Annotated in this window: 13 protein-coding genes; 7 read left to right on the top strand and 6 right to left on the bottom strand. The window is 55.8% G+C overall.

Features of this window, described 5'->3' with window-relative positions:
- Positions 1-13: 13 nt before the first annotated feature.
- The 4 genes from nifB (at position 14) to C3Y91_RS13545 (ending at position 3,384) form a co-directional block, all read left to right on the top strand.
- The gene (nifB, locus tag C3Y91_RS13560) at positions 14-1,507 is read left to right on the top strand and encodes a nitrogenase cofactor biosynthesis protein NifB (RefSeq protein ID WP_168279260.1); all 1,494 of its coding nucleotides are present in this window, start codon (positions 14-16) and stop codon (positions 1,505-1,507) included.
- Between the two features lie 15 nt (positions 1,508-1,522).
- Entirely contained in the window at positions 1,523-1,717 is a 195-nt protein-coding gene (locus tag C3Y91_RS13555; RefSeq protein ID WP_168575437.1) for a 4Fe-4S dicluster domain-containing protein, read from the top strand.
- 274 nt (positions 1,718-1,991) lie between these two features.
- On the top strand, positions 1,992-2,198 hold the full coding sequence (gene nifT, locus C3Y91_RS13550) for a putative nitrogen fixation protein NifT (RefSeq protein ID WP_018484287.1): 207 nt from the start codon (positions 1,992-1,994) through the stop codon (positions 2,196-2,198).
- A gap of 136 nt (positions 2,199-2,334) precedes the next feature.
- On the top strand, positions 2,335-3,384 hold the full coding sequence (locus tag C3Y91_RS13545) for a class I SAM-dependent methyltransferase (RefSeq protein WP_168575436.1): 1,050 nt from the start codon (positions 2,335-2,337) through the stop codon (positions 3,382-3,384).
- A gap of 259 nt (positions 3,385-3,643) precedes the next feature.
- Here the strand turns inward: C3Y91_RS13545 and nodX are convergent, their stop codons facing one another.
- The 6 genes from nodX to C3Y91_RS13515 form a co-directional block, all read right to left on the bottom strand.
- Positions 3,644-4,747 (bottom strand): nodulation protein NodX, encoded by a 1,104-nt coding sequence (nodX, locus tag C3Y91_RS13540; protein ID WP_168575435.1) that lies wholly within the window; start codon positions 4,745-4,747, stop codon positions 3,644-3,646.
- A gap of 197 nt (positions 4,748-4,944) precedes the next feature.
- Positions 4,945-5,724 (bottom strand): ABC transporter permease, encoded by a 780-nt coding sequence (locus C3Y91_RS13535; protein ID WP_168575434.1) that lies wholly within the window; start codon positions 5,722-5,724, stop codon positions 4,945-4,947.
- A 3-nt stretch (positions 5,725-5,727) separates the two neighbouring features.
- Positions 5,728-6,762, bottom strand: coding sequence for a nodulation factor ABC transporter ATP-binding protein NodI (gene nodI / locus C3Y91_RS13530; protein ID WP_168575449.1), 1,035 nt, complete (start codon positions 6,760-6,762; stop codon positions 5,728-5,730).
- 37 nt (positions 6,763-6,799) lie between these two features.
- Complete coding sequence (nodC, locus tag C3Y91_RS13525) at positions 6,800-8,077, bottom strand: chitooligosaccharide synthase NodC (RefSeq protein WP_131599292.1); 1,278 nt, start codon at positions 8,075-8,077, stop codon at positions 6,800-6,802.
- A 22-nt stretch (positions 8,078-8,099) separates the two neighbouring features.
- A complete protein-coding gene (nodB, locus tag C3Y91_RS13520; RefSeq protein WP_131599290.1) occupies positions 8,100-8,750 on the bottom strand; it encodes a chitooligosaccharide deacetylase NodB in 651 nt (216 codons plus the stop codon).
- Positions 8,747-9,337: a NodA family N-acyltransferase gene (locus tag C3Y91_RS13515; RefSeq protein ID WP_018068349.1), complete on the bottom strand. Its 591-nt coding sequence runs from the start codon at positions 9,335-9,337 to the stop codon at positions 8,747-8,749. The genes nodB and C3Y91_RS13515 overlap by 4 nt, the downstream gene beginning before the upstream one ends.
- Before the next feature lie 257 nt (positions 9,338-9,594).
- On the opposite strand from C3Y91_RS13515, the gene nodD1 reads away from it, so the two are divergent.
- The 3 genes from nodD1 to C3Y91_RS13500 all read left to right on the top strand — a co-directional run bounded on the left by nodD1 (position 9,595) and on the right by C3Y91_RS13500 (position 12,677).
- Positions 9,595-10,527, top strand: coding sequence for a transcriptional regulator NodD1 (nodD1, locus tag C3Y91_RS13510; protein ID WP_018068348.1), 933 nt, complete (start codon positions 9,595-9,597; stop codon positions 10,525-10,527).
- A gap of 659 nt (positions 10,528-11,186) precedes the next feature.
- Positions 11,187-11,465: an acyl carrier protein gene (locus C3Y91_RS13505; RefSeq protein WP_018068347.1), complete on the top strand. Its 279-nt coding sequence runs from the start codon at positions 11,187-11,189 to the stop codon at positions 11,463-11,465.
- Positions 11,466-12,677, top strand: a complete 1,212-nt coding sequence (locus tag C3Y91_RS13500; RefSeq protein ID WP_168278857.1) for a beta-ketoacyl-[acyl-carrier-protein] synthase family protein — start codon at positions 11,466-11,468, stop codon at positions 12,675-12,677.
- Positions 12,678-12,875: the final 198 nt, after the last annotated feature.

The raw sequence follows: 12,875 nt of genomic DNA, 5'->3' as shown, positions 1-12,875 counted from the left end.
GTGGAACAGTGCGATGTGGGAACCGGAAATAAAGGTCGGGACGACCAGCAGTGCCCCCTCCCACCGGACGCCGATGGCTCCCGCTATGCCCGGTGGCCGCGTATCTTCGTCCTGTGGCCTTCCGGTGACGGATGACAAAGATGCGCGGATCTGGGAGAGAATTAAAGATCATCCCTGCTTTTCAGAGCAAGCCCATCACTATTTCGCGCGCATGCATGTCGCGGTCGCACCTGCGTGCAACATCCAGTGCAACTACTGCAATCGCAAATATGATTGCACCAACGAAAGCCGTCCCGGGGTCGCATCGGTAAAGCTAACTCCCGACCAGGCACTACGCAAGGTGCTTGCCGTCGCCAGCAAAGTGCCCGAGCTTTCCGTAATCGGCGTTGCCGGACCGGGCGACGCTTGTTACGACTGGAGGAAGACCGTAGCGACGTTTGAAGGAGTTGCGAGAGAAATACCTGACATCAAACTATGCATCTCCACCAATGGATTGGCGCTTCCGGATCATGTCGATGAGCTAGCTGACATGAATATCGATCACGTGACGATCACTATCAACATGGTGGATCCGGAGGTAGGGGCGAAGATCTATCCATGGATAATTCACGGACATCGTCGATACACTGGCATAGAAGCTGCCAGGATCCTTCACGAGCGCCAAATGTTGGGTTTGGAATTGCTGACCAAGCGCGGCATCCTCACCAAAATCAATTCGGTTATGATTCCAGGCGTCAATGACACGCACCTCGTCGAAGTTAACCGATGGATCAGAGACCGCGGCGCATTCATGCACAATGTGGTGCCCCTGATTTCCAAGCCTTCGCACGGTACTTATTACGGTCTTACGGGTCAGCGTTGCCCGGAGCCGTTCGAACTGAAGGCACTTCAAGATTGTCTCGATGGCAACGTTAAGCTTATGCGCCACTGCCAACAATGCCGGGCCGACGCCATCGGTTTGCTGGGCGATGATCGCGAGCGAGAGTTTGCCCTCGACCAGATCTCCACCAAAGTCGAATTCGACACCAGCAAGCGCCAGGCCTATCGCAAGCTGGTCCAGCACGAGCGAGGGGATCAACTGTCAGCAAAATTGGACGCGAACAAAGCAGTCCAGTCACTGGGTTCTTCGGGAACCCTTGCTGTTGCCGTGGCGACTAAAGGTGGCGGCCGGATCAACGAACATTTCGGTCAGGCAAGGGAACTCCAAGAGTATGCAGTCTCACGAAAGGGGATCAACTTGGTGGGACACCGCAAGGTCGAGCAGTATTGCCTCGGTGGTTTAGGCGAGAAGGCCACTCTCGATCACACTATCGTTGCACTCGACGGCATCGACATTCTGCTTTCTTCCAAAATCGGCGATTGCCCAAAGAAGCGGTTGGCAGAAACTGGCGTGCGAGCCAGTGACGCATTTTCCTATGATTACATCGAGACTGCGATTGGCTCGCTATACGCCGCCGAGTTTGGCGGCAAACCGGCGATGCCGACGGCTTTAGACCCCTCTAATTGAATCAGGAGCTAAAACATGACCTTCAAGATCATTATATCCCAATGCACCCAGTGCGGCGCTTGCGAATTTGAATGTCCCTCAGATGCGATCAGTTTCAAAGGTGAGGGATATGTTGTGGATTCGAAAAAATGTACCGAGTGCAGGGGTGAGTTCGACACGCAACAATGCGCTTCGGTGTGTCCGATGCCGAAGACCTGCGTCCCTGCCTGATCGTCACCGGACTAAAGCGCGAAGAATGGGAAGAGCGCTCAGTGGTCTCCTAGGCGAACATGAGGTTAAAAATTCACGTACCACCAATATCCCATCCAGTGAGCGATGCGCGCAACCTGAGTAGCCGACGTGGGCCCCGGAACGGATGCCGTCCAAATCTCAGACAGAGCAATAAGGGAGATATCTGCCTGGGCGTATGTCGTACTGAACTAACAGGCTTTGATAACGCTCGACGTCCGGAGCTCCAAAGCCGCCGCAACGAGAAGGGACATGCATGAGAGTGACAATCAGCAGAACTGATGTCGGCTTATCGGTCTATATTCACAAGAAAGACCTTGAGGAACCGATCATTTCGGTTGAGCACAAAAACCTATGGGGCGGCTTTATTTTGCTGAAAAATGGATGGCGGATAGCCCTCCCCGAGCTATCGCAGAACAGGCGCCTGCCCGTTACTGTCGACGCGAGGAGGCTATCCGGTTAGCGTGTGGGCCGGTTGATAGATGAGCGTCGATGCCAAGCGCAAGCGGGCATACACCCCGAATAGGGGGCATCGAGTTCCCGATCCTTTGAAGGCGGCCATCGGCAAGAGGCCGCCCGTAAACCAGGAGGAATCCGACATGACCCAACTCAACGACACAACACTTGAGAAGCTCGTGGACCGCATCTTTGGCGACCTTGGCGGTGCATTCAGCGTGCCGCTGGTGCGGATCGGCGATGACCTCGGCCTCTACAAGACGCTGAAGGAGATCGGACCCGCGACGGCCGAGGAGGTTGCCGTGGCCGCTAGATGCGCGCCTCGCTATGTGCGCGAGTGGCTGGCAGCGCAGGCGGCTTCGGGCTATGTGCACTACGAGAATGGCCAGTTCTCGCTCACGCCGGAGCAGGCCTATGTGTTTGCTGAACCCGACAGCCCGTTCAACCTGATTGGCGCGTTCGATACCGCTGCCGCGATGGTCGGAAATCAGCCGAAGGTGCAGTCTGCCTTCAAGACCGGTGAAGGCGTTGCCTGGGACGACCAGGCTGACTGCATGTTCTGCGCTGTCGCGCGGCTGTTCCGCCCTGGTTACGTCAATGCGCTGGTCCAGGAGTGGCTGCCGGCGCTCGATGGCGTGATCGCCAAGTTAAAATCGGGTGCAACGGTCGCCGACGTCGGATGCGGGCACGGGGTATCAACGGTGCTGATGGCGCAGGCCTTTCCCAACTCCCGGTTCACGGGTTACGACTTTCATTTGGGCTCGATCGCGGCTGCGAAAGCGCACGCTGAAGCGCACGGTTTGGCGAACGTGCAGTTTGAAGTGGGCCGGGCGCAGGACTTCGACGGTAGGGACTTCGATCTGATCACCTGCTTCGACTGCCTGCACGACATGGGCGACCCGGAAGCCGCGGCGTCTCATATCAGAAAAGCGCTGAAGGAAGGCGGCACCTGGATGGTCGTCGAGCCTTTGGCGGGAGATACCCTTGAGGAGAATATCAACCCGGTTGGGCGGCTCTACTACTCCGCCTCGACGATGATCTGCGTTCCCACCTCCCTGGCGCAGGAGACGGGATTAGCACTTGGCGCACAGGCGGGAGAGAAGCGATTGACGGAGGTGATCCGGTCAGGCGGGTTCACACATGTCAGACGAGCAGCCCAGACCCCGCTGAACATGGTTCTCGAGGCGACCTGATGATAAGGAGTGGCGCGTCGGGGTCCAGCCAGATGGGTAGGCTCTCGGTGCAAATATGACGCCGAAAAACGGATAGCCCTTGAAATTCGGGCTATTTTTGCACGTTTGAGGCAGATCCGGTTGTCGCTCTCCAATTCCCTGCTGGACGAGCGAAAGAGCGGGCGAGCCCGCCTCATTGGCCGCACGCGCTTCCGGGGATTGTTCCCTCTTCGCGCACAGCTTCCGTTGGAGTTGCGATCTTTTAACAGGAGCTTTCCGTTTAAGCGACGGAAAGCCTTCTGGCGACTAGCGATGTGCGAAGTTTCATGGCCGGCTTTTCAATCAGCGCCCATGATAGAGCGGCTAATGCCACGGTTCCGACCGGCTCGACGATCCAGAGCCACCAGTGGCCGACCCGTCCGATGGCGATCAGCGTGTGCATGACGAACATATGGTAGAGGTAGATCCCGTAAGAGAGATCCTGCCTGCGCAACAGGTTGGGGCGCGGAAATGAGTACGCTGCCGACAGGACTAGACCGGCGAGAACAGCGATTCGGAATGCATCGACAGGCGCCGCATTGTTGATGGAGATGAATGCAGCGGACGTTCCTGCTACCCACCACGTTATCGCGAGATGAGTTGCCAGCCACCACAAGAGCTTGCCTTCAAAGATCTTGCTGACGCGATGCCAGTATAGCCGAGCAAGAACTCCCATCGAAAAAATCCAGAAAGTCGGGCCCGCTGTCACCGACAGGAACGGATTGTACTTGTCAGTTATGTTGAAGTGCTGCGCCAAGACCCAAGACCCGAGAGCGGCGACGGCAACGACTAGCGCCCCTGCTCGTTTCCACCGCCGCCAAATTTCCAACAGCGCTGGCAGGGTGAGGTAGAACGTCAGTTCCACCGTCAGCGTCCACAGCACCCCACTTGGGTCCGAGGCGCCGTAAAAGCCGCTCATCGTGTAGGGCTCGTAGGTGAAGTAGACCGCCCAGATTCGTGCAGCTGTCAGGATGTAGACCGTGAAGTAAGACAGATACTGCAAGATGCCAGTGACATTTAATCCCCCAGTCACCAGCAGGGCAAATTCCATCATGGCGATGTTGACGAACAGTGCAGGAAAGATCCGGAGCGACCGCTTGACGAAAAAAGAGGCCGCAGACGATGAGCGGATGTAAGAATCCGTTACTAAAAAGCCGCTGATTACAAAGAAGATCGCAACACCCGGCGCCGAAAACAACAGATTGAAGACGGATGTGCCGTCTAAAGAATCGCCCAGGTGAAGCCAATTCCACGCGTGGCTAAGCATCACTTGGCAGGCGGCAAAGAGCCTTAACAGGTCAAAGTTGTTCCGGTGGCCGGATGAGTGTTCATTGGATGGTCCCATGAATGTCCATTAGCGCCGGCAGATGCCGCGCAACCTTTTGGCGTTTATTGAGAACAGAACTCGGTGTAGCGGTGGACGGCTTTGTTGTCTGCAGCTCTGCCGTCAGATCGGTTGCCCTCGTTCGGCAACAACATCAACGATTACATGCTGATCCGGACGGTGGGGTCAAGGCACCGCTTACAGTCAAGTGGCATTCATCACCGCATTAGTCGCCGCCGAAGCAATGTGGTCGACACGAGGAATGGTACGACTATGTAGATGCAGAGAACGCCGATATGCAGGCAGACATTGGCGATTGGTTGGCCCAGCATTGTCGGGCGGATAAGATCTATCGAATGTGCCAAGGGCAAGAAGGCGGCTATCTGTTGGAATGCTACGGGCAATTGGTCTACGGGAAACACTGCGCCTGACAAAAACAACATCGGTGTGATGACAAGGGTTTGGTAAAATATGAAGTAATCGTAACTGGGCGCGAGGGCAGTAACGACCATTCCAAGGCTCGCAAACGCTAAGCCAGTGAGGGCGATGACCGGAAGCGCATAGAGAAGACACAACCAGTGAGTGTATCCCAGCATGGCGGCGACGATACCAATACCGGTGCCCGCTAGCGCCGCCTTAGTTGCTGCCCATGCCATTTCCCCAACGACGATATCCCCTAGCGTGAGCTGTGTGTATAACATTGCTTCCCAGGTGCGCTGGCCCTGCATTCGGCCAAAGGCCGCATAGATAGTCTCGAAGGTTGCAGCAGTCATCGCGCTTGTCGCGATCATTCCAGCCGCCAAAAATGCAGTGTACGATACGCCGTCAACGCGCCCCACCATCACTCCCAATCCAGCGCCGAGCCCGAATAGGTATATTATAGGATCGGCTAGATTTCCGAGAATGGATGCCAGCGCCGCTTTTTTCCAAGCCAGATAGTTTCTGCGCCAAACTGCGAGCCAGTTCAAACCGCCGGCGGGTAATGTTGCTACGCCCATCGTCTACTTCTCCATCTCGCGTCCGGTTAGCCGCAAGAAGACATCCTCTAGATTTGGTGGACGCTCCAGCAAGCGCAGGCCCGAATATCCACGCAGTTGCGCGCGCACCTGCTCTGGATCAGGCGTGTAGCAGAACAGGGTCTCTCCGCTGATTTCCAGTCGCCTAGCGTTTGGCCTGATCAAAAGACTAAGCTCCTGCGGATCGCCACCATAAATTTCGATCACGGGACAGCCAATCTGCTCCTCGATCAGGGCATGCGGTCGGCCTTCGGCGATCTTTTGCCCAGCTTCAAGTACGCACAGCCGGTCGCACAACCGCTCAGCCTCTTCCATGATATGGGTGGTCAGAAGAATTGTCTTACCTCGTGCCAACAGCGATCGAAGTCGTTCCCAGATCAAGTGGCGCGCGTGTGGGTCGAGACCAGTGGTCGGCTCGTCCAAAATGAGTAGCTGCGGGTCATTAATGAGCGCACGCGCCAAAGTGAGGCGCCGCTTCATCCCTCCAGATAGGTCTGCCACACGCATATTCGCCTTGCTCTCAAGTCTCGCAAATTCAAGCAGCGACGGGATGACCGCTTCGATTTCTCGGGTGCTCATGCGGAAGTAGCGGCCGTATACTAAAAGGTTTTCGCGGACCGTGAATTCCAGATCGAGATTATCGAACTGAGACACGATCCCGATTTTCGCTCGTGCCAAGCGAACTTGACCCGGTTCCCGTGCTCCGAGTACAGTGATTGTGCCTGCACTTGGCGACGTCATCCCTAGGATCATACGGGTGATCGTACTTTTACCTGCGCCGTTCGGCCCTAAAAGACCAAAACATTCTCCGGCGGCGATAGTAAACGACAAGTCATTGACGACGACTTTACCACCATATGACTTCGAAACGCCGGCCAGATCGATTGCAACTGGGGACAATGCGCCAGAAGGCGAATTCACTGCCTTGCATTTCGAACTGCCCTGCCGCTCCGATAGGATGAGATGATCCTGGTGCGGATCAGCGATCGTCGTCGTCAAATTCGCTAATTGCCCGTTCATTTCTTGTCCCAAATTTTGAGCTGCGGCGGCGCGATCATCACTCGCCACTATAGGCAATTTCAGATGTCGCCCGCCCTGGCATTTTGGTGGCGCCCTGCTGACCAACAGTGGGCGCAGTAGCGACTGATCCGCGCGACAGCCAGTCGCTATTGGACAAGGTACAAAGGGCATAGGCCTTCAAGGGAATTAAGAGAAAGATGTTCACGAGCGTGTGGAGAGCAAAACCCAGAAACCTAAGTTCGCGGGCGCGATAGGCAGCCACGCTGCATCGTACAAGAGTCATGGATCCGATCACCAGGATCGTCCACCATGGTACTGTGGCGGTCAGCGCAAACTGGCCAATACCCGTCAATACCGACAGCGCAAGAAGCAGAAGGCCGCCATTTTGCCCGATTACGTCCAGAGTGAGATACCGATCGAGGCCAGGCAGTATGGGGAGCGCAAGCAATGTATCCCGAAAAGTGCTGCGTGCCCACCGTAGTTGTTGACGCAAATAAACACCCATTGTGTCAGGAACGACTGTCGCCGCGATGGCGCTCGGAACATACTCAGTTCGAAAGCCTGCGCTCAGCATGAGAATCGTCAAATGGCGATCTTCACCGAAGTCACTCGGCTTGCCGCGATAAAGCTGCGTCTCGTACTGATCGAGCAGCGAAAGCATAGCAGACCGACGGTACATCGCACATGGGCCGCAGCAACACATAACTGCACCGAAGCGAGCTTGTGCCGCGCGCTCCTCGTTACAGGCAAGCCAGTACTCCATGTCAATCAAGCGAGTTAGCCAGGTGTCCGCCTGGTTACTGGCTTTCATTTGGCCCATCACCGCACCGACCGTTGGATCGCGCATCTTGTGGGAGAGCTTCGAAACGACGTCGGGGGCGATCGTCGTGTCTGAGTCCACATTCAAGATGAGGTCCCCAGAGGACTGGGTTATAGCGGCGATTTGCGCTTTGCGCTTTCCAACATTTTTAGCGAGAATTGTGAAGTTGAATCTCTCATCGTCTGCATAGGCAGCGCGCTGAGCCTCCACCGCGTCGCGATTTTTGGAACCGTCGTCGACTACATAAAAACGCAATTTTCCAGCGTAATCCTGTTCCGCGAGAGACGCGAGGCATTCGGAGAGAACGATTGGGTCCTCATTGAAGCACGGCACAATGACATCAACGCTTGGTAGACGGGTGGTTTCGACGTCTTTCGCAGGTGTTGTTGGGATCGTTGTCCGCCTAGCATGAAAGACCTGCGCGCTCTTGTAAACGGTGGAGAGCATTGCATAAAGTGAAACGGCGGCGATGCTGGTTGTTGCGAGCAGGGTCATGGTTTCTCGTTTGTCCAGTGTTTCAGGGAAGTGAACGAATTTCGAATCCGCGGCTATGCAGTGCCGGAATAATTCGAGAGAGTGCTAACAGCGTCTGGTCCCGCAGTCCGGCAAGCGAGCATTGCTCAACCTCATCGGGAGGACACCCGTCGTGCAAAAGCACGATTGCCCCAGGCCGAGCAGCATCAAGCACCTCATCAACGATCACGTCGACGCCCGGGCAAGACCAATCTCTAGGGTCGGCCGACCAGTGCACGGCTCCAAGTCCAGCCCTCAACGATGCTGAAAGAACGTCTTCAGTCCAAACCCCGTAAGGCGCTCGTAAGTGCCGGACCAAGGCTTGGGGACAGGCCGAGACAATGGCTTGATGCGCCTCGTCTATTTCACGTTTAACATCCTCGGGACCGCAGGTGGCAAGATCGGGATGCGTCATGGTATGATTGGCGACATCGTGACCTTCCGCCACAATACGTCGGATGAGTTCTGGGTGATCCTTCACGTATGAACCGATGGCAAAAAATGTCGCCGGGACGCGGTGCTCAGCTAGAACATCCAGGATTTGCGGCGTGCAGAATGGATTAGGACCATCATCGAACGTCAAGTAAACGCAGCGATCTTCCTGGCCGCTTGTGTGATTGACCAATACTTCGCTCATATAGGCAGGCCGCTTCATAGTTCCGACCCGTTTCGTTCAATCAACGAGCCCGCAGGCCACTCCGTCATTGGACGGTCGAGGGGAACTACCAAAACGAGGACATCTTCAGTGCGCGTGGCTGGCAGGTCGGAATGCGCGTCTGGAAGCGTTGAGCGCACACGTAGCCCGGTCATCATATTGGCGGTACCGTCTCGGCAGTATCTTTCCATATGATTCCGCATGGCGTGGCGAACTGTTCCAAAGGCAAATGGAACGCTCAACTCGCGCAGAACCGGAAACATAGCGCGGACCGAGTGGGCGATGCCTAATCCCTCTAGATCAGGCCGCACTCCGTACAGACCTAGCTCGGCCACAAGCAAATCAGTCGTGCCGACCTTTATGAAACGTCGTAACACGCCCATGTGGCTAGCTACGCCGCGAGAGTCGTATGCGATTGCGCGGCGTTCGGGCCTCGCACCACCCCAGCTTCGCCCAGTCTCGAACGGCTTGGCATTGAAAGCTCCCGTCGGCCCATAGGTCTTGCAAAAAAACTCAGCGAGTTCCGCGTGGTCTGAGGCTTCCAGCTCATTTTCCCAGCATATTTTCCATCGCACTTCAGAAGACATGCAAAAAGCTCCACATTGTTTCTTCACCCAGCCACGATCAAAGGTGCGCGTGATTGTTGCGCATCACTATTGGATTGCCGGTTTGACAATCGAGCGGTTAAGAGAATTAAGAATTCAAATCGGGCCCCTGCCCGGCATTTCGTTTTTTCGTTCGCGGCCTTGATATTGATCAAGTTCCGGCTTTTCTATAAGCGATCCGAAAGATTGGTAAAATTGATTGTTTGGATGGCAATCATCTATGGAATGGATATAAACTTATGCGTTTTAAAGGCCTAGATCTTAATCTTCTTGTAGCGCTCGACGCTCTAATGACCGAGCGCAAGCTCACAGCAGCGGCACGCAGCATCAACCTCAGTCAACCCGCGATGAGCGCTGCTATCTCTAGGTTGCGCGACTATTTCCGCGACGACCTTTTTATCATGCAGAGACGGGAGCTAATTCCGACCCCGCGTGCAGAGGCACTTGCCCCCGCTGTTCGCGAGGCCCTCTTGCATATTCAGCTTTCCGTCATCGCATGGGATCCAATAAACCCTGCGGAGTCCGACCGCCGATTCAGAATTATCCTTTCAGATTTCATGGCCTTGGTCTTCTTCGAAAAAATCATAGTGCGCTTAGCTCGGGAGGCGCCAGGGGTCAGCTTCGAGTTGCTGCCACTTGACGACGATCCCGAGGAGCTTCTCCGCCGCGGGGATGTTGATTTTCTGATCCTACCCGATCTATTCATGTCTGGCGCCCATCCGAAGGCAAGGCTTTTCGAAGAGAGACTGGTGTGCGTCGGCTGCTCCACGAACGAGCAGTTGCAAGGGAAGCTCTCCCTGGAGCAATATATGTCCATGGGACATGTTGCGGCTAAGTTCGGACGTGGTCTTAAGCCTTCCGTTGAGCAATGGTTATTGCTGCAGCACGGCCTCAAGAGGCGTATTGAACTCGTCGTCCCGGGGTTTAACTTGATCCCGCCGTTGCTGTCAGGCACTAATCGAATAGCAACCATCCCCCTGCGGCTGGTCAAACATTACGAACAAACTATCCCCCTGCGGATTATTGAGCATCCTTTGCCACTTCTTTCGTTCACTGAGGCTGTCCAATGGCCGGCTCTTCACAACTCTGATCCTGGAAACATATGGATGCGCGAGATTATGATCCAAGAGGCTTCGCGCATGGAATCCGAGGCCGAAAGTTGTACGTCTTAAGCGACCCCCGGGGTCATTTCACAGCCGCAGTAGTTAGACGGGCGCTGATCATTGGAACCTATGCATTCGGTCCCCAAACGAGGCATCACGTTACAGGCAGGCCCCGCTGCCTCAGCTCATCTAGCGATCGAAGCCATTGTGCCGAGAGCCATCGTTTCTACCTGAAAAGGTGCCACTTGTTTGCTTTCCCTGGCTTAATGCAAAAGTGATCAGAACTTTATTACTGTCACTTATGTTCGGCTCATTGCTGAAAACCAGCATCACGTCGCGGCGACTTCACCGACCTCCCGCACATGCTTCCGGCGCCGCACTGACAACGCGCCGGCCCGGGAAAGCGGCCAAAGCTCAATACTTTCGAACCGCGTAATCACGCTTTTCCTGGAGGGTTTGCAACTGCGCCGGCGCATGAATTCAGCTGCGGCAATGCCCGAGCCACAATCCATAGCGTGGATGCTTTTGATCCACACAATCAATTTTACCAATTATTCCATATGATCCATAGCAGGGCAACCGCGCGGTGACGTTCCGGTAAGTTTATCGGTTTCTGTCGTCACTTCGCAGACGAGCCGGAACATCTTCCGATGTTAGCAGCAATTAGATCGAGCCTTCTCGCAAGGCCGTCGGCTTGTCGAAATTAGGCATGATGGAAAGGAATACAAATGGCTGATCAACTCACACTGGAAATTATCAGTGCGATCAATAAGCTCGTCAAAGCTGAAAACGCCGAGAGAACGACCGTAGCGCTCGGCGAAATAACGACTGACACTGAGTTGACTTCGCTTGGCATCGATTCGCTGGGTTTGGCCGATGTCCTTTGGGATCTGGAGCAAATCTACGGCATTAAGATCGAGATGAATACGGCCGATGCCTGGTCGAACCTCAACAATATCGGCGACGTGGTGGAAGCCGTCCGTGGCTTGCTCACCAAGGAGGTCTGAATGGACAGGCGCGTCGTTATCACCGGATTGGGCGGACTGTGCGGACTGGGCACCGATGCTTCCTCTATCTGGACGGAGATGCGCGAAGGCCGCTCCGCCATCGGCCCGATCTCAAACTCAGAGATTCATGAGCTGAAGGGGATGATCGGGACCGAGATCAAGGTGCTGCCTCAACACGACATTGATCGCAAACAGCTCATCTCCATGGACCGTTTCAGCCTGCTTGCCGTGCTTGCAGCTAAAGAAGCCATGCTACAGGCCGGCCTTTCGTGCAATGAAGGAAATGCCCACCGTTTCGGCGCGACAGTGGGCGTTGGCTTTGGCGGCTGGGACGCTACCGAGAAGGCCTACCGCACCCTCCTATTGGGCGGCGCGACCCGCACTGAGCTATTCACTGGGGTAAAGGCAATGCCTAGCGCGGCTGCCTGTCAGGTAAGCATGAACCTCGGGCTGCGGGGGCCAGTCTTCGGTGCCACCTCTGCCTGCGCCTCGGCCAACCATGCGATCGCTTCAGCGGTAGATCAGATCAAGCTCGGTAGGGCGGACGTTATGCTAGCTGGAGGAAGCGACGCGCCACTCGTGTGGATCGTGCTTAAGGCATGGGAAGCAATGCGCGTACTCGCTCCAGATACTTGCCGGCCATTCTCCGCCGACAGGAAAGGACTAGTTTTGGGCGAGGGTGCGGGCATGGCCGTGCTGGAAAGCTATGAGCATGCCGCCGCCCGCGGTGCAACGATGCTTGCCGAGGTCGCCGGCATCGGCCTTTCCGCCGATGCCTACCACATCGCTGCACCAGCTGTGCATGGGCCGGAGGCGGCGATGCGCGCCTGCCTTGTTGATGCGGGCCTAAATGCTGAGGACGTGGACTACCTCAACGCCCATGGCACCGGCACCAAGGCCAACGATCAGATCGAAACGATGGCGATTAAGCGCGTCTTTGGTGACCATGCTCGATCGATGTCCATCTCTTCCACCAAATCCACTCACGCGCACTGCCTCGGGGCAGCAAGTGCGCTCGAAATGATTGCTTGCGTGATGGCGATCCAAGAAGATGTCGTGCCGCCGACTGCCAACTATCGCGAGCCAGATCCTGATTGTGACCTGGACATCACGCCAAATGTGCCCCGGGAGCGTAGGGTGCGCGTGGCCATGAGCAACGCCTTCGCCATGGGCGGCATGAATGCTGTCCTTGCGTTCAAGCAGGTGCAATGAAGTGGGATCGTCACGATTGACCCCTTGTAAGGCCAGCTTCAAATGCCTGAAGCAGGCGCCGCCGATTCCCGTCAGCAAGGTTTCGCTGCAATTCCCCAGATACTCTCGCGTCTGAAAGATGTTCCTCCGCGCAGCCACGTTACTCCGCTTTCACCACGTGTCGCGGGGAGCTGGTGCCTGGCTATTTTCGTCGCCGGA

The organism is Rhizobium ruizarguesonis (assembly GCF_012349115.1).
GTDB lineage: Bacteria > Pseudomonadota > Alphaproteobacteria > Rhizobiales > Rhizobiaceae > Rhizobium > Rhizobium ruizarguesonis.
The sequence above is the reverse complement of the archived record's forward strand: the minus strand, read 5'-3'. Positions and strand labels throughout refer to the sequence as shown.

Excerpts from the sequence above, each read along its gene's own strand:
- nodD1 (WP_018068348.1), top strand. The coding sequence starts at position 9,595 with ATGCGTTTTAAAGGCCTAGATCTTAATCTTCTTGTAGCGCTCGACGCT.
- nodB (WP_131599290.1), bottom strand. The coding sequence starts at position 8,750 with ATGAAGCGGCCTGCCTATATGAGCGAAGTATTGGTCAATCACACAAGC.
- C3Y91_RS13500 (WP_168278857.1), top strand. The coding sequence starts at position 11,466 with ATGGACAGGCGCGTCGTTATCACCGGATTGGGCGGACTGTGCGGACTG.
- C3Y91_RS13535 (WP_168575434.1), bottom strand. The coding sequence starts at position 5,724 with ATGGGCGTAGCAACATTACCCGCCGGCGGTTTGAACTGGCTCGCAGTT.
- nodX (WP_168575435.1), bottom strand. The coding sequence starts at position 4,747 with ATGGGACCATCCAATGAACACTCATCCGGCCACCGGAACAACTTTGAC.
- nodC (WP_131599292.1), bottom strand. The coding sequence starts at position 8,077 with ATGACCCTGCTCGCAACAACCAGCATCGCCGCCGTTTCACTTTATGCA.
- nodI (WP_168575449.1), bottom strand. The coding sequence starts at position 6,762 with ATGAACGGGCAATTAGCGAATTTGACGACGACGATCGCTGATCCGCAC.
- C3Y91_RS13515 (WP_018068349.1), bottom strand. The coding sequence starts at position 9,337 with ATGTCTTCTGAAGTGCGATGGAAAATATGCTGGGAAAATGAGCTGGAA.
- C3Y91_RS13505 (WP_018068347.1), top strand. The coding sequence starts at position 11,187 with ATGGCTGATCAACTCACACTGGAAATTATCAGTGCGATCAATAAGCTC.
- nifB (WP_168279260.1), top strand. The coding sequence starts at position 14 with ATGTGGGAACCGGAAATAAAGGTCGGGACGACCAGCAGTGCCCCCTCC.
- C3Y91_RS13555 (WP_168575437.1), top strand. The coding sequence starts at position 1,523 with ATGACCTTCAAGATCATTATATCCCAATGCACCCAGTGCGGCGCTTGC.
- nifT (WP_018484287.1), top strand. The coding sequence starts at position 1,992 with ATGAGAGTGACAATCAGCAGAACTGATGTCGGCTTATCGGTCTATATT.
- C3Y91_RS13545 (WP_168575436.1), top strand. The coding sequence starts at position 2,335 with ATGACCCAACTCAACGACACAACACTTGAGAAGCTCGTGGACCGCATC.